Origin of the sequence: Mucilaginibacter glaciei, assembly GCF_014773245.1 — a bacterium.
In the GTDB taxonomy this organism is placed as follows: domain Bacteria; phylum Bacteroidota; class Bacteroidia; order Sphingobacteriales; family Sphingobacteriaceae; genus Mucilaginibacter; species Mucilaginibacter glaciei.
The window spans coordinates 432,868-454,047 of record NZ_JACWMX010000003.1 but is presented as its reverse complement, the minus strand read 5'-3'; the positions used below and the strand labels follow the sequence as shown (position 1 = coordinate 454,047).

At 39.6% G+C, this 21,180-nt stretch carries 19 protein-coding genes and 1 pseudogene; 8 read left to right on the top strand and 12 right to left on the bottom strand.

All coding sequences use genetic code 11. The features are described 5' to 3' along the window. Positions 1-120: 120 nt before the first annotated feature. From IDJ76_RS09585 to IDJ76_RS09560, 6 genes are all read right to left on the bottom strand, one after another. On the bottom strand, positions 121-1,200 hold the full coding sequence (locus IDJ76_RS09585) for an AAA family ATPase (protein ID WP_191163079.1): 1,080 nt from the start codon (positions 1,198-1,200) through the stop codon (positions 121-123). A gap of 153 nt (positions 1,201-1,353) precedes the next feature. Then, positions 1,354-1,500 (bottom strand): hypothetical protein, encoded by a 147-nt coding sequence (locus IDJ76_RS09580; protein WP_191163078.1) that lies wholly within the window; start codon positions 1,498-1,500, stop codon positions 1,354-1,356. A gap of 190 nt (positions 1,501-1,690) precedes the next feature. Then, the gene (locus IDJ76_RS09575; RefSeq protein WP_191163077.1) at positions 1,691-2,347 is read right to left on the bottom strand and encodes a response regulator transcription factor; all 657 of its coding nucleotides are present in this window, start codon (positions 2,345-2,347) and stop codon (positions 1,691-1,693) included. Between the two features lie 2 nt (positions 2,348-2,349). Continuing rightward, positions 2,350-3,060 (bottom strand): sensor histidine kinase, encoded by a 711-nt coding sequence (locus IDJ76_RS09570; protein ID WP_191163076.1) that lies wholly within the window; start codon positions 3,058-3,060, stop codon positions 2,350-2,352. A 44-nt stretch (positions 3,061-3,104) separates the two neighbouring features. Further along, a complete protein-coding gene (locus tag IDJ76_RS09565) occupies positions 3,105-3,761 on the bottom strand; it encodes a hypothetical protein (RefSeq protein ID WP_191163075.1) in 657 nt (218 codons plus the stop codon). A 4-nt stretch (positions 3,762-3,765) separates the two neighbouring features. After that, positions 3,766-4,335 carry a hypothetical protein gene (locus IDJ76_RS09560; RefSeq protein WP_191163074.1) on the bottom strand — a complete coding sequence of 190 codons (570 nt, stop codon included), beginning with the start codon at positions 4,333-4,335 and terminating at the stop codon, positions 3,766-3,768. 462 nt (positions 4,336-4,797) lie between these two features. On the opposite strand from IDJ76_RS09560, the gene IDJ76_RS09555 reads away from it, so the two are divergent. After that, on the top strand, positions 4,798-6,084 hold the full coding sequence (locus IDJ76_RS09555) for a sialidase family protein (RefSeq protein WP_191163073.1): 1,287 nt from the start codon (positions 4,798-4,800) through the stop codon (positions 6,082-6,084). A gap of 44 nt (positions 6,085-6,128) precedes the next feature. Here the strand turns inward: IDJ76_RS09555 and IDJ76_RS09550 are convergent, their stop codons facing one another. From IDJ76_RS09550 to IDJ76_RS09530, 6 genes and pseudogenes are all read right to left on the bottom strand, one after another. Continuing rightward, complete coding sequence (locus IDJ76_RS09550) at positions 6,129-7,439, bottom strand: hypothetical protein (RefSeq protein ID WP_191163072.1); 1,311 nt, start codon at positions 7,437-7,439, stop codon at positions 6,129-6,131. 139 nt (positions 7,440-7,578) lie between these two features. Continuing rightward, positions 7,579-8,940: an oligosaccharide flippase family protein gene (locus IDJ76_RS09545; protein WP_191163071.1), complete on the bottom strand. Its 1,362-nt coding sequence runs from the start codon at positions 8,938-8,940 to the stop codon at positions 7,579-7,581. 100 nt (positions 8,941-9,040) lie between these two features. Further along, positions 9,041-9,610 carry a hypothetical protein gene (locus tag IDJ76_RS21215; protein ID WP_262892216.1) on the bottom strand — a complete coding sequence of 190 codons (570 nt, stop codon included), beginning with the start codon at positions 9,608-9,610 and terminating at the stop codon, positions 9,041-9,043. Continuing rightward, positions 9,611-9,994, bottom strand: a pseudogene (locus tag IDJ76_RS21210) (right-handed parallel beta-helix repeat-containing protein); the annotation flags it as partial. A gap of 47 nt (positions 9,995-10,041) precedes the next feature. Beyond that, positions 10,042-10,815 carry a WecB/TagA/CpsF family glycosyltransferase gene (locus tag IDJ76_RS09535; protein WP_191163069.1) on the bottom strand — a complete coding sequence of 258 codons (774 nt, stop codon included), beginning with the start codon at positions 10,813-10,815 and terminating at the stop codon, positions 10,042-10,044. A gap of 324 nt (positions 10,816-11,139) precedes the next feature. Then, a complete protein-coding gene (locus IDJ76_RS09530; RefSeq protein WP_191163068.1) occupies positions 11,140-11,874 on the bottom strand; it encodes a ChbG/HpnK family deacetylase in 735 nt (244 codons plus the stop codon). A gap of 354 nt (positions 11,875-12,228) precedes the next feature. On the opposite strand from IDJ76_RS09530, the gene IDJ76_RS09525 reads away from it, so the two are divergent. From IDJ76_RS09525 to IDJ76_RS09495, 7 genes are all read left to right on the top strand, one after another. Further along, positions 12,229-13,005, top strand: coding sequence for a polysaccharide biosynthesis/export family protein (locus tag IDJ76_RS09525; protein ID WP_191163067.1), 777 nt, complete (start codon positions 12,229-12,231; stop codon positions 13,003-13,005). Positions 13,006-13,016: 11 nt separating this feature from the next. Further along, positions 13,017-15,443, top strand: coding sequence for an exopolysaccharide transport family protein (locus IDJ76_RS09520; protein ID WP_191163066.1), 2,427 nt, complete (start codon positions 13,017-13,019; stop codon positions 15,441-15,443). Positions 15,444-15,498: 55 nt separating this feature from the next. Continuing rightward, entirely contained in the window at positions 15,499-16,176 is a 678-nt protein-coding gene (locus tag IDJ76_RS09515; protein ID WP_191163065.1) for an acylneuraminate cytidylyltransferase family protein, read from the top strand. 4 nt (positions 16,177-16,180) lie between these two features. After that, positions 16,181-16,861, top strand: coding sequence for an inositol monophosphatase family protein (locus IDJ76_RS09510; RefSeq protein ID WP_191163064.1), 681 nt, complete (start codon positions 16,181-16,183; stop codon positions 16,859-16,861). Then, complete coding sequence (locus tag IDJ76_RS09505) at positions 16,806-18,389, top strand: N-acetylneuraminate synthase family protein (protein ID WP_191163063.1); 1,584 nt, start codon at positions 16,806-16,808, stop codon at positions 18,387-18,389. Before IDJ76_RS09510 ends, IDJ76_RS09505 begins: the two co-directional genes overlap by 56 nt. 64 nt (positions 18,390-18,453) lie before the next feature. Next, positions 18,454-19,893 carry a hypothetical protein gene (locus IDJ76_RS09500; RefSeq protein WP_191163062.1) on the top strand — a complete coding sequence of 480 codons (1,440 nt, stop codon included), beginning with the start codon at positions 18,454-18,456 and terminating at the stop codon, positions 19,891-19,893. 3 nt (positions 19,894-19,896) lie between these two features. Continuing rightward, positions 19,897-21,180, top strand: a complete 1,284-nt coding sequence (locus IDJ76_RS09495; RefSeq protein WP_191163061.1) for a glycosyltransferase family protein — start codon at positions 19,897-19,899, stop codon at positions 21,178-21,180.

The window sequence follows — 21,180 nt, the reverse complement described above, 5'->3', positions numbered from 1 at the left end:
CGCCAGCATTGGTATGATTCGAATATCCTTTCGCCGACTCAACTCACCCGACGAGACTTCGTCCGTCGACCCTCTCTGCTACGCGGCAGCCGGTGATAATTAGCAATTTAATTAAACGCTTTAAGCCAAAAATCTGTTAACGGTAGCCAACCCAATGTTTAGCTGTTGGCTAATTTGGCGATAGCTGTGCCCCTGCTGTTGTAGTTCAATGGCCTGCTGTTTAAGCTGGTTACGGTCGCGGGGTTGCTGCAGGTGGTCGGCCTCATGGGCAAAGCCGTCAAATTCAAAACGGAGGTCATTCATTTCTTTAACAATGTGGCAAAGGCAAACATTATCGCTGCCATATACCTGGCTGTTACTCCGTTGTTTGATCTGCTTAATGTAGCGGCCGCCGGGCGTGGTAAAGCTTTGGCCAATGGCAAAGGCGCTGTCGCAGAAATTGATAATCATTTTACTGCCCTGTAAATCGTTTACAGTAATGGGTTTGGCGTTATTACGTTTAGGGGTGTGGGCCAGGCATAAAACCGACAACTTGTGTTTAGTTTTTAATGCCTTTAATTGTTTCATCAATGGCAGTGCATCCTTAGCGCGCTCGGTACCGTTGCGCATGTAGGTAAGGTTATCTATGATAAGTACTTTAGCTTTGCTTTTATTGATCGCCGTTTCTAAGGAGGCGATCAACTGATCATTGTAATTATCGAATAATGCAGGGTTATTGGCGAAGGGGTTAAATTCGGCCCGGTGAAAGCTTTCACCAAATGCGAAATTACCATGCAGGTTATCCGTATAGCGGCTTTGAAACTGCTTTGCTCCTAACTCGAAGTCGATATATAACACAGGGGTTAATGCAGGTAATTGATTGGCAAAAGGGCCGACGCTTTGATCGGTTGTGAGGCTATTACCAATTTGCACGGCAAGGATAGATTTGCCCAGATTGGTATCTGCAAAGAGTATACAGAGTTCACCCTCCGTCCACAAATCGCCTAAGAGTTTACGTGGCTGGGGATTGTTATGCTCCCTTGCCATCCAATCACGCGCTTTGCGTAAAACGAATAATTGCGTTTTGTCTTTCTCGGTAAAAATAACAGGGCTTAAACCGTGTTTTTTGAGACGAGTATTTGATTTTTGAACTTCGACCCGGATATCGTTTATGATATCGGGCCGATAAAAAGTAACACCTTTATAAAATTCACCATCCATGCTTTAAAGATAATATCTGTAAATATACAGAATTTTCTTTAATAACAGCATTAGTAAATTTTTTTATTTAAAAGCGTTCCGGTCGGGTGTTCCGGTAAGCGTTCCGTTTTTAGAAACTGCGTTCCGCTGTGTTCCGTTTTAAGCGGAACAGTATTATGCAGCCATTAACATTTGTACAAAGGCAAGGTTCTTTTTGCGCTGTTGTCCGGCTTTAAATTTTTGAAGGTCTGCGTCAATGATTCTTTTTAATTCAAGGTCGATTGCTTTTAACATTACGATGGTTTTGATAGAAGTTTTCATATTGCTGAGATTAGTATTTTAGTTACTTCATTAGTACTAATAACAGTGCCAAAACCCGGGGGTAAATTCAATTGCTTTAAACCGGCAGAAATATCGTTGAAAAACAGAGAAAATTAGAGATAATTAGAGATTTATCGCGCTATTTTCTGCCTTGCTTGTATGCTAAAATATACAAAAGGCTGACACGCCATTACAATTTGATCAATTCGTTCTTTAGGGCGGCAATCACCAATCCCGTACGCGATTTAGTTTCAAACTTCTGGAAAAGCGATTCCCGGTAGTTGTCGATGGTGTGCGAGCTTAGGTGCATCAGATCAGCTATTTGTTTATAGGTTAGATCGGAGCAGCATAGTTCCAAAAACTTTAACTCATTGGTATTCAGCGAAATAGCTGGTGACTTTTGGGGTTGTGTATCGCGCTGGATATTACGGATCAGTTTCTCTGAAACCAGCTCGTTGATAAAAAAGTTACTTCGGGCAATTTGCCTGATCGCGTTAACCAGCTCAACCGCCTTCGATTCTTTGAGCATGTAACCCCCTGCACCATTTTTCAGCATCTTTATAATAGGCTGATCTTCATCAAACATACTCAATGCCAGCACCTTAATTTCCGGATAGTTCTCCTTTACCCACTTGGTAGTTTGGTAACCGTCCATCTCAGGCATATTGATATCCATCAGGATAACCTCGGGCAAAGGGTGCAGGGCAATCTTTTTCATCAGGTCGATACCGTTGCCGGCATCAAAAACCACCTCTACCTCGCCGGATTCAGTTAGTAAGTGCGCCAGCCCCTGCCTGAACAGGGTATGGTCATCAACAATAGCTATGATAATTTTTTCGGTTTCCATTATTATTGGGCAATTGGGATGTTTAAAATGATCACGGTACCCTGATCGGGAATTGAACTGATATATGCTGTACCCTTTATCAGCGCTGCACGTTTAGTAATATTTAGCAGCCCCATACCTGTTTTAGAAGAAATTTTTTCATCAACATTAAAGCCAATGCCGTTATCGCGCATAATGATCTTATACATGCCGGATACCTGCTCTAAAGTAACAAAGATCTCGGTTGCCCGGGCGTGTTGAATGATATTATTAACAATTTCCTGAAACAGCCTGAAAACGATGATTGCCTTACTGCTGTCGTCAAAAACAATATCTGCAAACCTGGTAAAACTTATTTTATAACGATCGCTGCGCTGTAAAAAATCAAGTTCGGCTTCAATCGCCGTAGTGAGCCCTTTGCCAAGCAGTTCATCGCCTTGCAGCAAGCGCGACAATGCCTTTACCTCTTTCATAGAGCGCTTGGTCAGATCCTCTACTGTGGCTATCTTTTCGGCTGTGCGGGCAGTATCATTTACATTTACCGAACTTAAGGTAATGGTCATGAGGCTAAGTAGCTGGCCAATGTTATCATGCAGGTTATAGGCGATTGTTTTAAAAGTCTGCTCCTGTACTTCCATTTGAGTTTTAAGCAGTTCGGTTTCATAACTTACCTGCATGGCCATTTTTTCTTCAGCGTGCTTTTTCTTGTTCCGGTTATATAATAAAACATACATGACCAGGAACAGTGGCGCAATTAAAAAAATGAGCGAGCCTAACCCTAGTAAGAAGACGATCTCTGTTGTCGATACCTGCATATAAATGAATAAGACCAACACGTATATAGTACAATGTTTAACGCAACAAACACCACATACCTAACCGACCGGCTATAAATTGCGGTATCATGATCTTTTAAATAATCAAAGAAAAGGTTACAGGCCGTACTGCCAAAATAAAAGAACAAAGCACCGCTTACCCACCAAAACGGGCCGGATGATAGTAGTGGTTCAAAATGATCGTCCTGCATTTTAAGGAAATAATACAGCAGGCTGGCCAGCACAAACACAACCGACATAATGGTGGCCGAAATAAATACGAAATCGGCAAAATTGTTATATAGTAACTCGGCAATGTACATGACCAGAAAAAATGCCAGCCAGGCCAGCAGCCACTTCAACTTACCACTATAATTACCGTACAAGTGATAAAAAAAGAAACTGGTGAACCCACATTCGATAACCACATAAATATTGTACACACCAAGGTTGGAGTGTACAGCATGGCGCATAAATATGCCCAGCACTTCGGTAGCTAACGAAGCCAGCAAAAACAATATCATAAGCCTCCAGGCCGCATCTTTGTCGTTAAACAAAAAAACAAGGGCCATCAAAAAGCAAATAAATGCTGATGCCGTATTGTAGGTAATATAAAGCATTTAGTTATGGGGCAAGTGTAGCACCAATCGTATTGCAATCACGCGGCGGCGGGCATATTTCACCACGGTTTTCTGGCGTGGCACCTATTATGAAACCCCCACCCATACCATTTGCCTTTGCGGGGCCGTAATAGTCCTGATGGAATTTACCCCCAAGGCTATCTCTGGTAGATACCATAACCAGGGTATTATACCCCCAATATTTTTTGGGAGGGATGTGCGCGGTCAGGCTTTCTTTGTAAACCGTATCATAAGTAGCGAGGTAAAACCGGATCCCGTCACCGTTTTCCTTACGGATCTTGGCCAGCAAGGCTTCTAATCTATCGGCACTAAACCATATCGCGCGCGTGTCAGGCTTTTTAACCACCTTGTTGCCAATAGCACCGTTTACCACCGAATCTACCGTACCAGCATGCTTTTCGTAATTTTTTACGTAAGCTTTAGCTCTTTGATAGCTCAAAGTATCGTTATCGAAATTTATTCCGGCAGTTTTAATTTCGGCAGTTTTGGATTGGCACGAGGCTAAACAAATGGCCCCGGCGGCTAACACAAAAAGCACATTTTTCAATGTCATAGAAAATCTAATTAGGGTTAACTAAAGTGATTATTTATAAATATAGATACAATAAATATCGAACCTTTTTTCACCCTAAAAAAGCCTTGGATAAAAGCTAATTACACCCTGCAAGCCTATTGATATTTAAAAGACATTTGCGGATAGTTATAATAAAGATAAGTTAGTTAGGGTAGCCTGCGTATTGCAGGCTACCTTTTTTTATGTCCAACCCACTTTTGAAGGTTATTAATCCTGTTAACATGTTCGCCAAATTATTCCGAAAAAAAGATCGCTTTGCTGAATAAGTTCGTTGAATATTTTCAAAGTCATTTTAAATTCCTGATTTATTAAAAAATCAAAATAATACTCTGTATTAGAATAAATAACAAATTAAATAACAACTTTGTTACAAAATATATAATTTAAGGGCTTGGAAATGTAAAAACAATCCCCTATTAACTATTACTATACTAATAAACTATGGCAAAAAATTTACTTAACAAAGTATGTGTATTTTCTTTTTCGTTAATAATATTAGGCCTAACTTCTTGCTTAAAAAAAGATGATGCAATTTATCCTAAAACGCCCACACCTGTCAAAACAGAAACAACTGTTGATGACATCATCAAAAAGGATACGTCTTTTAATATTTTCCAGCAAATAGGGGCCGACACTGCAAGTAAGACTAAATTTTACTATGATTATGATAATTTAAACATAAATAATATTGGCCGTGGTTGGCAGGGATGCCCCTCTATAGGTATATACAAAGGCCGCCTGTATGCGGCATTTATGGCATCGGGCACCGGAGAAACCCCGGGAGGCTATATAATGGTGACTACCAGTGAAGATATGGGTGAAACCTGGACAGAGTTTAGAATGGCAATTGCGTATGCAACCCCAACCGGCAGAACATTTGATCCGCTTTTTTGGAATGATAAATATGGAGCGTTGCACCTTTCATGGACCGGATCTGAAGGCTTTTGGGATGGCTCAAAGGGGGGCGCCTGGAGTGTCCGGATCAAAACGGTCAAAGACAAGTTAGTTATCACCAAACCGGAATTCTTATTTCATGGGGTAATGAATACTAAGCCAATTCCTTTAGAAGCAGATAGCTCACAAATGTTAATGCCTGTAGAGGGTTGGAATGTTACAGGCACAACATTGAGTGGCTATCAGGTAACACCTACACTAACCGATATTAATGGTATACTATTATATAAAAGTGGCTACAACCCCGCAACAAAGCAAATGCTACCGCCTAATAAATTTGCGAAGGTGCCAACAAACTTTGTACGCACATTTGACGAGCCGTCTGTAGTGAGCCTTGATGCAAACAATATGGTTTGTTTATCAAGGTCAGAGGTTAGTGGTACAGTAATATCAAGAAGTACCGATGGCGGCAACACATGGTCTACACAAAGCCTTTTTAAAGATGTAGGCGCAACTGCTGCAGGCCGCGTATATTTTGGCAGGTTAAAATCAGGGAATTTGCTTTTGATATTAAATAATAGTACGTCAAGAGAAAAAATGACAGCCTTTTTATCAACAGACCAGGGCAAAACATGGCCTTACAAACTACTGATAGATGCCCGTATGGGATCTTCATATCCGGATGTAATTCAAAATAGCACTGACGATATTTGTATGGTTTATGACTGGGCCCGCGGCGCGCCTAACGGTAATATAATTTTTGCAAAATTCAATGAGCAGACCTTAATAAAAGGTGGCCCAATAAGCAAAACTATCATCAGTAAATTAAGATAGGCTGCCCAAAATCGCATAATAATTAAATATTAGCCCTGTAACCTCTATTTTTTCAGAAGCGTTTCAGGGCTAATTTCGTTACTCAGCAATTGGCCAAATAACTCCCAGCGCTTGTCAGCAGCATTTGCTGTACCACCCTGGCCCTCAACATAGCCCTTTACCAGATCCTGGCCGTAATTATAATTGATTACATAGCTGCGGTATTTTTTGATAAAGCTGATGGATTTTTCGGCGGTCTCGTCATTCATGAGGCAATACTTTTTGAGCCAGGTTAGAGCCTTATCACGTGTCATGGTTTCATTTATCAGGCCGCGGGCGGCATCGTTGCGGGCGTAGTTAAGCTGTCCTTTTATAGCAAGTGCTTTAAAATATAAGGCAATACCCGTAGTATCTAACCCGGTAAGCGGCAACAAAACGTTTTTGGTGAACTTTACCTTTTCATCGCCGGGAAATGCTACCTCTACACCGTAGTTAGCACTACCTTCGGCAATTAATGATTGCGGACTAAAAAGCGGGTAGAGGGAAACCTCTACATATCCCCTGTCGTGATATAATTTCTGTTCGAGCAAAGTATTATATACGTGATGACCGGGATAGCTTTCATGGCTGCCCACATCTATTGCCCTATCAATAAATATCTTGGTATCTGTATTAATTTGAACTACACTGGTGTAATTGCCTTTATACCAGTTATAGCCACTCCAGGGTTTATTGGTAACAAACTCCAACGAAAAATTCTCTTTAGCCGGTAGTTTATAATGCGCTAATGTACGCTTACGGGCCTCGGCAATAGCGGCTTTCATTACCTCGTCAAGCTTTTCTTTGGGTATAACAAACTGATTGGCCAGCTTTTGGAACCTATCATTCACTTTACCTTTACCAGGTAGCAGGCTATCCAATTTATCTAACTCGGCCTGGTAGTGTTCCTCAGCAAAAACAGGGGCGGCAACGCCAAACAACTCGCGCGATTCTTCATCGAAAGAACGGTAATCTTCGGAGTAGATCCGTATGCGGCGGCCAAATGCCAGCAGTTGATTGTACATCCAATTGGCCCGCATCCGGTTGGAATCTATTGTGCCTTTTCCCGCAACAGTTTTCATGTTATTCATCAGCTCGTTTACCGATGCCAGTAAGCTGTCTTTAGGGAAAACTTCCAGAACAGGCTTGGTAGGTTTGAGGGAATCGGGGCCGTAATAGGCATCTACAAAATCCTTATCGTACTGGCCAATGGTTAGCCCAAGGGTTACATAATCACGCGCAAGGGCGTTTAATTTGACCGTTTCAGGATCGGTAGCGATGTTTTGCTTACACGATAATAAGCACACAAGCGGTATAAACAACAATAGTTTTTTCATAACAGTACGATAGATGGCACAAAGTTAAGAATTCCTTTTTAGATAGGATTTTTGGGATAGATAATGGCCAGAGTTTAGTATCAGGATATTTAACACCCGGGTAAGCGCCATTAATTAGTGGAAACCAATAAAAATAAACTTATTTATTCCAGATGCCGGTAGCCTTTTTATCAATTATAAGATGGCTTTGCCAGGTTATAACAATGCTTAATACCAGCATCACAATAGTATTGGCCCATACTGTGCCCGGCAAGCCAATTTGCCCGATCAAAACTATTGAGAGCGGTACGTTAATAATTGCTGTTGCCAAAACCATGATTAATTGCAGACGCAACTTACCTAACCCGTTTAGCAGATAGGCGTGTATCACCATCCAGGTTTGTACAATAGTGTAAACCGCAATGGCAAATGAAAGCGCATGGGGTATCGTAACCAGCTGTTTCATCCAAAATTTGTAAAAAACGCCAGATAAAAAATATAAGCCGACAGCCATTACTACAAAGCCCAGCCAAAGCAACCGCATTTTTTTGACGGAGTTTTGTATCCAGGCAAAATCATTGCGTGCGTAAGCATCTGTAAATGCACTCCAGTATGGGGTAATGATAATTGTAAATAAGATAGTTACAATCGAAAAGTATTTGAAAGGGATATTAAACGTGGTGACATTTTGCGGGCCAAGTAAGCGCGTTATCACAATGTTATCTGTTTCATAAAGCACCAATGCTCCTATCTGTATAAAAAAAAATGCGCCACCAATATAGAGCAGGTTTTTTGCTTGCCCAAGGTATATATGCTTAAACTTTGGCGTTAACCCGTTAAGACTGGTGCTAAATAAATAAATATTAGCCAACAATAGCACCCAAACCGGCGTACCTGTAACCACCAAAACCAGCAGGTACAAGCTACTATCCGTATAAACGGTAAGCAAATAAGTAAAAACGTAAGTAAGCACCTGCCCTACCAGTAATATTAACGACGATTTAAAAGGCTGATGTGTTGCTGTTAAAATACTGTTTATGGGCTGCAAAACAAATTGAATACAAAACGCGGCAAGGGTAATAATTAATATTGGCCTTATACTCACATTTAGGGAGGCCGGCACACGTAACAAAGCGTTCAGATCAAAAAATAGGCTTAGGGCAAAACACACGGCAAACGCTATCGACGCTATTAAAAATAGCAACGCATAGGTAGTGCTGATATCCTTCACCATATCATTGCGGTTATCTATCGCTAAGGCATGGGCAAGCTTATTGCGTAACCCGTTACTCAGGCCAATATCGAAGGCACTTACCCAACCCACCAATGATGCTATAGTGATATAGATGCCGTATTGGGTGCTATCTAAGTAACGCACCGTGAGCGGCACCAGCAAAAAACTAAATAGTACGCTGACGCCCTTTATTAAAAAGGTGTAAATGATATTCCTTTTTATTTTAAGGGTGCGCTCATGCCCTGCATTCCAAAAGCCCTGTACTTTGTTTTTTATGAAAGAAACCATTTAGCAGTTACTATAGCTTTTGTTTACTGCCGTTGCCGGCAAATGCACCCTATTTCGTTTCAACACAAATTTATATAAAGCATTAATAATAAAGCTACGGTTACTTAACGATATTGGCAGGCAGCAATTTATCATTTATGGGTGCAGCCCAAACATTAGTAGCCCATTCAATAACATCCCCGCAGTTGCCTTTATCCCAACCGCTATTTTGTTTGCCCGCAGCATTGGTATAATTAACCTGATTGTAATTAACGGTATTGAATGCACAACCTGTACTGTGCTGGTTCCAAACATAGATGCCTACGTTGGTAAATGGCTGTTGCCTGGCATATATTTTATTCGCTGTAATACTTATGTGTGTTCCACCGGATATGGCCATTCCATACTGCCCCGGATTTACCAATATGTTGTTGCGGGCCATTTGATAAGAGCCGCCATTATCGCCCAGCATGATGCCCCCGCCCGATGCCCCAGTGCCGCCACCCCGGATCTGATTATTACGAATCTGCACCGGGCTGGTAGCTGTTCCATTAGTTTTGTACATATTGATGGCATCCTCGGGGTTACCAATACCGGGGGTATTTTGGCACCTGTTAAAATTTACACGGTTACCGCCGCCATAAACCTCATTGAACTGCACCATCTGGCCTTTAGGAATTGGCCCCAGCATATTTTTAAATTGGTTATAAATGACACTAATTGCGCTGCTCTGATAAGCATAAACCCCGGAAACTGTATTTTCAAAATAACAATTAGTAACGGTTATATTCTTGCTGTTGATGATATTGACACCGTTTTGCGACGATGAATAGAAGTGGCAATTCTTAATAGTTATATTACTACAATTGATCAACCTGACACAATCGGCCATGTTGCCCCTTATGCTTAAAAGATTTATTACTTTATTGTGCACGGCGGATAACACTATTGGTTTTGATTGGGTATAGCTACCGCCAAAGTGCTGCGCCGATACTGGTATTTTAAACGCTGTTAAGCTGCACAGTAATATAGCACGAAATAAGTTAAAAAAGGATGGTGATAAATTGCAAAACATTTGCATTGAATAATGCGGATAGATGAAATAACTAATATACACAGGCGTTAGTGAGCCTCGTCTATATATCTTTTTCTGTTAGATAGCAGGATAAGCTTTTCTTTAAATACCAGGTAAACAAAAACAGGCCCATACAACAAGTAACGACGCCATAAATGGTTAGGCTCATTTACTAAACGGATAAACCACTCGAGGCCCAGGTTGATCCAGAATTTACCGGGCCTTTTAACAGTGCCTGAATAAAAATCAAAAACGGCGCCTATCGAACAAATTACTTTGGTATCAATTTGATCTTTATTTACATAAACCCATTTTTCCTGTTTAGGCGCGGTCATGCCAACAAACAGCACATCGGGCAGAAAGGCATTAATTTTTTTTGTCAGGATAGCATTGTCGCTATCGTTAAACTCATTTTTAAACGGCGGGGAATGAGTGCCCACCCGGATAGCAGGGTACTCCACAGCTAAACGTTTCCTGATGCCCTCCAGCGTTTCATCAGACGACCCTAAATAAAAACAGCTCCCGCCACTTGCACTAAGCTTTTTTAGCAAGTGCTTATGCATATCGGCACCGGCGATTTTTTTGATCTTTTTCCCTTTTAAAATTTTGGCAGCACCAACAATACCAATTCCATCAGGTAAAAGCATGTCCGACTGCATCAACACCGTTTTAAAAGTTTCGTCTTGTTCGGCAATGATGTATGAGTACTGATTAAGCGTATTGATAACACATTTACCATCGATATTGATATTTTCGAATTCATCTAAACTCGAGGTAAAAATTGAATAGTCAAATAATTTTAACGTTTCGTATCTATTCATTTTTATAAAAAAGTGATATCAGCTGGGTTGTGCCTGTTAAAAAGTTCATTTTATAAATATACAACTATTAGTGCTTTTTGACGTACCTGCTAAAATGCCTCAAGTAACAATGTGAAACTACGAAATTTAAAGCCTTACCGTTTTAAAAATTAACGGTTATTATGCGTTTGCTTAACATCAATATATATGAGGTTAAAATTATAAAATTAACCATCAAAGTAGATTGGCAAGTATTTAATTTTAGCTTATAAATTACGGTAATACTTAATTTACTACCCTATTGAGTTTATGATTTAATAACTGCGATAAGTAAAAGTGCGCACATTAATGCGCTAAACCGGTTTTCACAAAGTTTAACCAATTAAGAAGTGATGACGGATTGTAATGATCAGTCAGACTACCTGCGCTATCAAAACCGGGGTGCACCATTACTTCAACACACCTGCCTTGCTCCCCATTATTGCTTAAATAAACGTTAACTGTTTCAAAATAAGTTGTGTAATTAAGGCCCCGGGATATGATGCGGGCATTTATATATTTCCGGTAAAAATATTTTAAACAACTGCCCTCTCTGTACGTTTGCGCGAGCCGCAGCTTCAACTTATAACGCGTTGCAGCTTTTATAAAAAGCAGGTAAAAGCATGGTAAAGTATGCAGGTGATAGTGTGAATCGAGGTGCGTAACGTATACATCGTGTTGTAAGGCTTTATCTATCTGCGCATAAATTTCTGCTAAAAACGCCTCCTTTTGACTATCTGATAATCGGCCGGTTTTTTTATTGGTGAGCGCTGTGTCCCAACTGCCATCGTCTTTTAAGAATAATTTCTCTTTGAAGCTTGATAAAGGTTTCCCCTCGGCAAAATTAATATGGACACCAATATTTCTAATATTATCATTCGTCGCAATCAGCCCAATAGCATGATCAAAACCAGGCATATTTGTAAGCAGGGAAGTGCTGTTGATATATTTCAAATCAAAGCAATACGCTATAGCTTCGTTTATCGGGGCGCTTAAACCAAGGTCGTCAGCATTTATCAAAACATTGCAGGGGATGGGCATTTTAACTAAAATTAAGTAAAATGTAATTCAAATTCTAAGTGGAATAAACTCTGTAAGTGAAAATTATCCCGCAAATGTACCCACTAAAACAGGTATTATTACGCAATAATGCAAACCAAACGACCCTTATTTTATATTTTTTTTATTATTTTCGCAAAACTATTAAAATCAATCACAATATGCCGTCAGTTAAAATGATACGTTGAAATATTAAAAAGCAACATTATTAAACTGCCTCTTTTCAAATAATATCGTTTTCATTAAATATTTTCAAAGCAACACATCAAATCACACTAAACTTTGAATCTGTGAGAATAATAAAGTCAAATAAAATATTAATTCCAAATTGCTGATATGAACATTAAGCGTTTACTATTTTTATCCATTGTAGCTATTGTTATTACCGCCTCGTCATGCACGAGCTACAAAAACATTCCCTATTTTCAAAATGTAAACAGAGATAGCATTTTTACAGAAACCATCACAAACTACTCTCAGTTAACTATCCAACCGGCCGATCTTTTAGGCATACACGTTACCAGTTTAAATAACGAAGCTGATGCGAAGTATAACTACAACCTGGAGCGTGCTTTTGGTAACAGTAACTTGGACAGGGCTGAAGAAAACGCCGTAGTAGGTTACCTAGTTGACCAGGACGGGAACATAAAAATGCCAAGTATTGGTACCATTAAAGTGAGTGGTTTAACTACAACTCAAATAGCCCGCTTGCTGGAAACAAAACTATTGTTAGACCTGAAACAACCAACCGTCAATGTGCGCATACAAAACTTCAAGATATCAATATTAGGAGATGTGAAAAACCCAGGCACTTTTAACATTACTAATGAGCGCATAACCTTATCGGAAGCCTTAAGCCGCTCTGGCGATTTAAATATTACCGGTATCCGCAGTATTTTACTAATTAGGGAGCTTGAGGGTAAAAGAACTTATGTGCCTATCGATCTTACTTCAAAAGACATAATTACATCGCCTTATTATTATCTGAAAAATAATGATGTAATTTATGTTAAGCCTAACCGCGCAAGATCTGAAGATAATGGTTCAACCTTCCAGAGGGCTGGTTTAATTGTGTCGGTACTTTCAATTATCGCTATTCTGTTACAAAGATAATTTCCATATAAATGAGTAAGCAAAAATCAAATCCTCAAATAGCAGCATTCACTTTACCAGTATCTGAAAGTAAATCAACAGATACCAGTAAGCTCTTAAAAAAATACCTTTTTCACTGGCCATTGTTTATTTTGTGTGCTGTTGTAGCGCTAATTGCAGCGTTCTTTTATATTCAAAAAACCAATCCGGTATATCCAATATTGGCCACGTTAGAATTCAAATCGCCCGTTAGTTCAGAAGGTTCTGTTACTAATAAAAACGGTGTTGATCAACAACTTGACCCCATTAAAACGCCGGTGATTGTTGAAAACGAGATTGAAGTTATGCAATCAAAAAAACTCATGTACCAGGTAGTAAATGATCTGCAGCTTTGGGTTTCATACACGCACAAAAAAACAGGTAAGAGTATTGAGCTTTACAAAAATAGCCCTATCGACTACCAGTTTGTAAAAGCAAATGGTAGTATAGATGCAAAAGGCGAAAAACTGCTGATAACTATCAAAAATCCAGGCACATTTACTTTGGTGGATGATGTGAATGGTGATAAGGACTACAAATTCGGCACCACTATAAAAAGTGATTTTGGCACATGGTTATTGCAGCCAACCGCTTATATTGACAGCTATATTGGCGAGCAAATTGCTATAAAAGTGCAAGACCCCGACTTGGTTTCTGATAGTTATCAAGCAAATGTTAAGGTGGTGTTAGAAAATAAGGACGCACCTTTTGTAAACCTGTCAACATCCGATCAGATACCTGCAAGGGGTAAAGATATCCTAAACTCCTTAATGGCGCTTTATCAAAAAGATGCCCTTATTGATAAAGGTAAAGAAGCGCAAAGCACCCTTAACTTTATTACCATGCGTTTAGATTCTATAAAGAAAGGGCTAAACGTTGCAGAAGGTAATATTGAACAATATAAAAGTAACCAGGGGATGACGGATATTATTTCGCAAGCCCAGGGATTTAGAGACATTAAACAGGCCAATATCAAAGCTCAAAACGATGTAACTATTCAACTTAAAATAGTTGAGGGATTGGAAAAATGGGCCAACTCACCGCAAAACACAGAAAAGTTACCCGCAACAAGTGCATACCTGCAAGACCCAAGTTTAATGGGACTATATGACAAATTAGCGGCTTTGCAATTACAACGCCAGCAATTATTGGCCACTACGCCTGAAACTAACCCCTTGTTTGACCCAATAAACAAGCAGATTGCGATACTTCAAACTGCATTCCGGGAAAAAATACGTACTATAAAATCGGCATTGTTGTCCACCCAGGGTCAAATGAAGAATTTCGACTCTGGAATTCAAACATCTTTGAAAAAAATACCCGATCAGGACAGGCAATACACCTCCATGAAAAGGGAGCAGGAAAGTAAGGAACGTATCTATACCTTCTTATTAGAGAAAAAAGAACAGGTTGCCTTGAGGTACGCCTCGTCAGTGTCAGACTCTGAAGTAGTAGATGATGCACACGCCGGCAAAGCTAAATGGCCAAAACCTATAGTGATATATCCTTTAGCATTAATTTTAGGCTTGGCCGCGGCAGCAGGTATTATCTATGGAAGAGAAAGCCTTAATGAAAAAATTATGCACCGCAAGCAAATTGAGGATGCTGTTACAGTTCCTGTATTGGGCGAACTTTCTTACCAGGAATCGAGCAACCCCATTGTGGTTACGCAGGGCCGTGGCAAATTTGCCATTGGCGAGCAATTTAGAGTATTGCGTACCAACTTGTTTCATTTACATGGTAACAATGATAGCGGGCGCGTTACCTTGTTCACATCGAGTATTAGCGGCGAGGGCAAAAGTTTTGTGAGCTCAAATTTAGCCGTTACGCTTGCTTACGCCCAACGTAAAACTATCATATTGGAGATGGATCTTCGTAAGCCAAAAATTTCGGGCGTGTTTGATCTCTCTCCGGACCATGCCGGTATTAGTGATTTCCTTTCAGAAAAAATCACGGATATTAACAAGCTTATTCAACCATCCGGCATTACCGGTCTTGATGTGCTGGGATGTGGCCCGATACTTTCAAACCCTTCTGAGTTGCTGGAAAAAGACACGCTTGATCTGTTAATCACTAAATTGAAGGAGAGTTATGACGATATCCTGATTGACTCCCCCCCTATACATTTGGTGACAGATTCACTGATCATTGCAAGGGTTGTTGATGCCTCATTGTACATGGTGCGCCAAGGCTACACCCACAAAGACGAACTGGAGTTTATTAACGAGATAAATGACTCAAACAGGTTACCTAAATACAGTTTGGTATTTAACGGTATCAAAAAAGAAAACTTCAGCTATAGTTACGGGTATAGCTATGGCTATGGTAACGGATATGGTAATGCTTATTATAACTCTTACTCTGAGGCATCCAAAGAAAACTTTGGCGATAAAGTAAAAAGCTTTTTCAAGAGATTTTAATATCGTTACCGGTTGTATCAATTTTATATGTAACTAAACACCTATAAACTATTGTATGAAAATCACCGCAGTTATTCCAGTAAGGCAAGGTTCACAAAGAGTTAAAAACAAAAGCTTAAGGCCATTTGGTGATACAAGCCTGTTAAAGCTTAAAATTGATGTATTAAAAAAAATTGACCTGATAGACGAAATTATAGTTAATACAGACTCGGCAGAGGCAATGCAAATTGCCCTTAAAGCGGGCGTATCGGCTCATAAGAGAGAAGATTACTACGCATCGTCGTCTTGTTCAAACAGTGAATTTTTAGAACACTTGGGGCAGGTTACGGACACTGACATTTTTGCTTATTGCCCATCAACAACTCCGTTTATAAAAAAAGAGACGATAATTGAATGTATAGAGTTGTTTAAAAAATCGGCTGAATTTGATTCTTTGGCTACTGTAAATGCAGTGAAGGAATTTATGTGGCTTGATCAAAACCCAATTAATTATTCGAGGGATAAACAGCCGAACAGCCAGAATTTGCCCGACATCGTTGCGCTAAATTTTGGGCTGAATTTGATTTCAAGAGATAATTTAATTAAAAACAAAAATATCGTTGGTATAAATCCAATTTTTAAACCGGTTGATGAGATAGAAGGGATTGATATTGACACCCCGTTAGATTTTTTTGTAGCAGACCAACTTTATAAACGGATATATATTGATAAACAACTTATCCTACCAGATTGAACCTATGAGAATTTGTGAAGATATCAAAGAGTTAATAATAGCCAATTTACAGTCTATTATAGATTTGAGGCAAGATAAAGTTTCAAAGGAAGACGGAAGTTACGTATCTAAAGGCGACCTGTTATGCGAAACTTTAGTAAAAGAATATATTACCAATAACCTGCCAAACTTTTACCTGATATCGGAAGAGTCGCCAGAACAGAACAACCATAATTTTGAACAGGAAAACATTATAATCCTCGACCCTATTGATGGCACCGAGAACTTTGTTTCTGGTTTAAAGGAATGGGGTGTTGCCGTATGTGTTTACCAGGGAGGCGTTCACAAGCAATCTATGCTGGCGATGCCCGAACTCGACTCGTACCTGATAACCGGCGATAAACCTAAGCGATTCAATTCCCGTATTGCAGGTATATCATCAAGCTTAACAAAAGAAGAGATCTTAAAATTGCAGCCGGGCTTTGAATACCGAATCATCGGGTGCTGTGTTTACAATATGTACAACGTTGTAATTGGTGCATATTACTCTTTTGAGAACCCAAAAGGCGCAAAAGTTTGGGATATTATACCTGGCTTGAATTTGGCGCTCGAAAATGGCTTATCAGTAACTGTAAATAACCAAGTTTATCATGGAGAATTACTTAGACCAGATCAAAAATATATCTTTAAAGTCAGGCAAAAATAAAATTGCCGTTATTGGAAAAGGTGATTCTATAAAAGACATTAATTTAAAACAACTTGATGACTTTTTTATCATTAACCTGAACGACTCGGAGAAAATCATCCCTGGCGATATCGCCATGTTTTACCGTACCGAGCTGTTTGATCAGATTCGCGAAAACGGATTTAAGGCCGCTAAATATTTGGCACCATCCTTTTTCAAGATACCCGATAACCAACATATTGAAGTAAAGCATCTTGTTTCGGGCCAGGATAGTTTTGAATATACATATGAGTATTTCCAGGACCCTGAATTTTTTCTCGAAGATTTCATCATTTTATCAGCTATAAAGTTTTCCATTTTACATCAGCAAGCTGTAGCAGGTAATGTTGAGGTTTATTTTATTGGCTTTGATTTCCACTCGGCCCAAGTAAACCCCGATGATAACCAGATGTATGATCTGGAGTATAAGAATGTCATACTTAAAACTCAGGAGTCTTTTTTCACATCAATATTAGAAAGCTTTACAGAGGTTTATCCAAATATAAAATTATCGCACGTTGGCGAAAAATCTTACAGCGCGTTATCTGCAGTAGGGTTTAATAATTTGGTAACTCAACTTCAATCAAAATTTACAGACAAAAAGGGGGTTACCAACTCTGAAATGTATGCGGCCTTGTTACACCGGGCTATGACAACTAACCATGTAATTATTGTTGCAGAGTTTACAAATAACCATATCAGCGACCCTAAAAGAATCGTAAAAATGATTGAGCTGGCTAAGGAAGCTGGAGCCGATATCGTAAAATTTCAAAAAAGGGACGTAGATGCCTTTTATACAGACGATGAGTTATCAAAACCATACAAATCACCGTTCGGAAAGCAACTTGGCGACTATCGCCGGGGTGTCGAACTAAATGAACAGATGTTTGCGTTGATTGACGCAGAATGCCGGAAAAAAGAGATCCCATGGTTTGCATCGGCTTTAGACTGGAATTCTTATAATTTTTTACGCCAGTTTGATACACCCTTAATTAAGCTCCCGTCAACCATTTCAAACCACAAAAACTACCTGCTCAATGTGGGTAATGATTTTAAAGGCGATCTGGTCATATCTACAGGTTTTACAGATTCAAGCTATGAAGACTTTGTACTGAACAGCTTTGCGGGCAACCGTACACTTTTTTTATTACAATGCACATCCTCTTACCCCACACCACCAGAGGCTTGCCAGATAGCTGTAGTAAGGCATTACGGGCAATTACGGGCTAAACAATATGCTAACATGCTGCCGGGCTACTCCAGCCACGATGTTGGCAGCCTGGGCTGTATGCTCGCGGTTGCTTCGGGCGCAAAAATGATAGAAAAACACGTGAAGTTAGGCGATTTGGATTGGATACATTTTGATGGCGTTGCCATTGATTTGTACAACAATAGGTTTAAAGATTTTGTGCATGACGTACGCAAAGCCGAATTAATGTGCGGAAGCGAAAACAAAGTGATACACCTGCAAGAGCACCATAAATATGTGCCTAACGCAAAAAGCAATTAACTGTTTGTTTGATTTTTGCGCCATATATACGGGGTATAATATTGTCACAACTAATAAGATCTGAATGTTAAAAAAAGCATGGAATTCTCCTACTCTGATGACATGGATGAGCTATTCTACCAAGGCTTTATCATTGTTTGGGGTTTTACCGCTGATACTAAAGCAATTTTCAGCTGCTGACATTGTTTTGTACTATCTCTTCTCTACCATTGTTTTTCTTCAATCCGTGGCCGACTTTGGTTTTCGCCAAACCTTTACCCGCATTATATCTTACGCTTTTGGCGGTGCTAAAGATATTGCCGTTTTTTCGACTACAAATACCTATAAAAATTCAGAACAGGGTACGCAGCCTAACGTTCCGCTAATGGGCGATATCATTTCGACAATGAAATATATCTACTTGGTTTTAACAGCTATACTGTTTGTAGCCATGACCGTTTTTGGTACCCTGTCAATGATAAAACCAGTAGCCGATGCAAGTAATGCTAACCAGGCATGGTACTGTTGGGTTATTATCCTTATTGTATCGTGCTTTAATTTTTACACAAAAAGTTATCTAAATTTTTTAGAGGGTTTAAATCAAATTGCGCTGGTGCGCCGGATAGAAACTTTAACGTCTATAGGTAGCATCTTAAGCAGCATGGCTGTTTTATATTTCGCGCCTACCCTGCTTAACTTGATCATAGTAAGCCAGTTTTGGGTTTTGATAGTATCTATCAGAGACTGGTACCTATGTACCATAATTAATGACGGATTTTATAAAAAGGTTTCAAAAAGACTACCGTTCAATAAAGTTATCTTTAAAAAAATATGGCACCCGGCCTGGCGTAGCGGCATTGGTGGCTTAATGTCGGCAGGGGTAACAAACTTAACATCAATTGTATACGCGCAGTTTGGTAATACAGCCTCAGTAGCCTCTTACTTATTAGCTATTCGTATAATCACCCAAATTAAAGAGGTATCTATGGCACCTTTTTACAGCAAATTACCGGTATTGGCCATATACCGGGTAAATAACGATATGGTATCGTTAAAAGCTGCCATCAAAAGAGGCATGCGATTAAGCCATGCGGTATTTATTATTGGCTTTATCGCAACTTCATTGTTGATAGGCCCACTGTTACGAGTAATAGGGTCAAAAACCGCGTTTTTGGATATGAATATTTGGGGGTTGTTAGGCTGGGCTTTTTATGCGCAACGTTTTGGTGCTATGCATTTGCAAGTTTATTTAACTACCAACCATGTTATTACTCATATTGCTGATACTGTTTCCGGTTTTCTTTACATTGTAGCCGTTTACTTTTTAAGCAAATATATTGGCGTTTATGCAATACCTGTAGGCATGCTGATTGGCTATCTGGGCTTTTACAGCTGGTATACAACTAAGTTCTCTTACAGATCATTAAACAATACTAACTTTTGGCAATTTGAACGCACAGTTAGTGTACCTTTTGTGGCAATTTTGATAGTATTTTCTGCATTGGCTTTCTTTAAAATTTTTTAATATATGAATGTATTATTCTTTAAAAATAACATAGACTATGTTAAATCTCATTTAAAGAAATATCCAGACACGGTTGCATTTTGGTATGCCGAAGGCTTAGATTCTTACTCGGGAATTGAAAACACTCTTCGTATAGATAACATTTGGGTAGAAAAAGATATCCTGCCCCAATTTAAAATATCGTACCCCAATTTAGCTGCGGTTTTTGAATTACAGACATTCAGCAGCAATAGCTTAACCCATAACAACAGCGGCAAAATTTGCTTTTTTGCAAGTAACGATACCCATGTATATTTATTTAAAAACATATTAGCTAAATATCCCGCCACCCAATATGATCTGTATTGCCGCGATACCGAAAATGCGGCCGGCGCAGCAGCTAAACTTGATTTAAACATTGCAGGTAACGAAGTGGATTGTAAACGTAACAGAAAACAATATGCTGCTTTGGTTTTAGGCAATGATTGGGGTTTGAAGGAGCAGGCCCTGGTAACTTACTACACCCGGGACAGTATCAATTCTTTTTGCCTGCAGGAGTCAATTCTTGATTTTAACAGAAAAATAAATAGGCTCAGATATTGTTCAATGCCTGTTTTTCAGGGGCTCAACTCATTACTTGATATCGATTTAAACAAGATGATTTGCGCGGTGATCGGTAACCCCAGGTTTGAAGATCTACAAGCCACCCCGCTGCCAGCAACAAAGAAAGTTTTTGTAAATGTTAATTTTACTTACGGGCTTTATGAAGATGCCAGGGAAGCCTGGCTATCAGACATATTAGAGTGCTGTGCCGAAACCAGGGCCGAGTATGCTTTGTCGCAGCACCCGCGCGACACCGCAGACCTGTCTGCATTTAATGTTTTAAAATCAGGTGCCAATATTGTACATCAGGAAATCACTAATTCGAGGATCGTAATATCCCGCTTCAGCGCGCTAATTCTTGAGGCAATTTGCCTGGGCCGGCCGGCGATATATTATAACCCGCACAAAGAGGCCATGCAGTATGATTTTAAAGCAGATAATAAAAGCTTATACTATGCCGAAAACAAAGCCGAGCTAAGTAGCATCCTTGAACAGCTCCTGGCAGACAGTTACGTAGTAGACCAACAAAAGTCAATTTTGGGACTGCACTTGGGTAATACCGCCGGTGGCAAAACATCCACTTATATTTACAAGCTGTTAGAGGATGCCAGGACGTTCCCTAAAATTAAAAACGTTAAATTACAGGCTTATGTGCGCATGAAAAAGCTGATTTTGCAAAGTAAGCTAAAAAAACAACCCTATTAA

Bases quoted from the DNA above. Each gene is read 5' to 3' on its own strand.
- IDJ76_RS09545 (WP_191163071.1), bottom strand. From the start codon at position 8,940: ATGGTTTCTTTCATAAAAAACAAAGTACAGGGCTTTTGGAATGCAGGG.
- IDJ76_RS09515 (WP_191163065.1), top strand. From the start codon at position 15,499: ATGAAAATCACCGCAGTTATTCCAGTAAGGCAAGGTTCACAAAGAGTT.
- IDJ76_RS09505 (WP_191163063.1), top strand. From the start codon at position 16,806: ATGGAGAATTACTTAGACCAGATCAAAAATATATCTTTAAAGTCAGGC.
- IDJ76_RS09560 (WP_191163074.1), bottom strand. From the start codon at position 4,335: ATGACATTGAAAAATGTGCTTTTTGTGTTAGCCGCCGGGGCCATTTGT.
- IDJ76_RS09535 (WP_191163069.1), bottom strand. From the start codon at position 10,815: ATGAATAGATACGAAACGTTAAAATTATTTGACTATTCAATTTTTACC.
- IDJ76_RS09570 (WP_191163076.1), bottom strand. From the start codon at position 3,060: ATGTATGTTTTATTATATAACCGGAACAAGAAAAAGCACGCTGAAGAA.
- IDJ76_RS09500 (WP_191163062.1), top strand. From the start codon at position 18,454: ATGTTAAAAAAAGCATGGAATTCTCCTACTCTGATGACATGGATGAGC.
- IDJ76_RS21215 (WP_262892216.1), bottom strand. From the start codon at position 9,610: ATGCTGGGGCCAATTCCTAAAGGCCAGATGGTGCAGTTCAATGAGGTT.
- IDJ76_RS09580 (WP_191163078.1), bottom strand. From the start codon at position 1,500: ATGAAAACTTCTATCAAAACCATCGTAATGTTAAAAGCAATCGACCTT.
- IDJ76_RS09530 (WP_191163068.1), bottom strand. From the start codon at position 11,874: ATGCCCATCCCCTGCAATGTTTTGATAAATGCTGACGACCTTGGTTTA.
- IDJ76_RS09555 (WP_191163073.1), top strand. From the start codon at position 4,798: ATGGCAAAAAATTTACTTAACAAAGTATGTGTATTTTCTTTTTCGTTA.
- IDJ76_RS09495 (WP_191163061.1), top strand. From the start codon at position 19,897: ATGAATGTATTATTCTTTAAAAATAACATAGACTATGTTAAATCTCAT.
- IDJ76_RS09575 (WP_191163077.1), bottom strand. From the start codon at position 2,347: ATGGAAACCGAAAAAATTATCATAGCTATTGTTGATGACCATACCCTG.
- IDJ76_RS09550 (WP_191163072.1), bottom strand. From the start codon at position 7,439: ATGAAAAAACTATTGTTGTTTATACCGCTTGTGTGCTTATTATCGTGT.
- IDJ76_RS09565 (WP_191163075.1), bottom strand. From the start codon at position 3,761: ATGCTTTATATTACCTACAATACGGCATCAGCATTTATTTGCTTTTTG.
- IDJ76_RS09510 (WP_191163064.1), top strand. From the start codon at position 16,181: ATGAGAATTTGTGAAGATATCAAAGAGTTAATAATAGCCAATTTACAG.
- IDJ76_RS09585 (WP_191163079.1), bottom strand. From the start codon at position 1,200: ATGGATGGTGAATTTTATAAAGGTGTTACTTTTTATCGGCCCGATATC.
- IDJ76_RS09520 (WP_191163066.1), top strand. From the start codon at position 13,017: ATGAGTAAGCAAAAATCAAATCCTCAAATAGCAGCATTCACTTTACCA.
- IDJ76_RS09525 (WP_191163067.1), top strand. From the start codon at position 12,229: ATGAACATTAAGCGTTTACTATTTTTATCCATTGTAGCTATTGTTATT.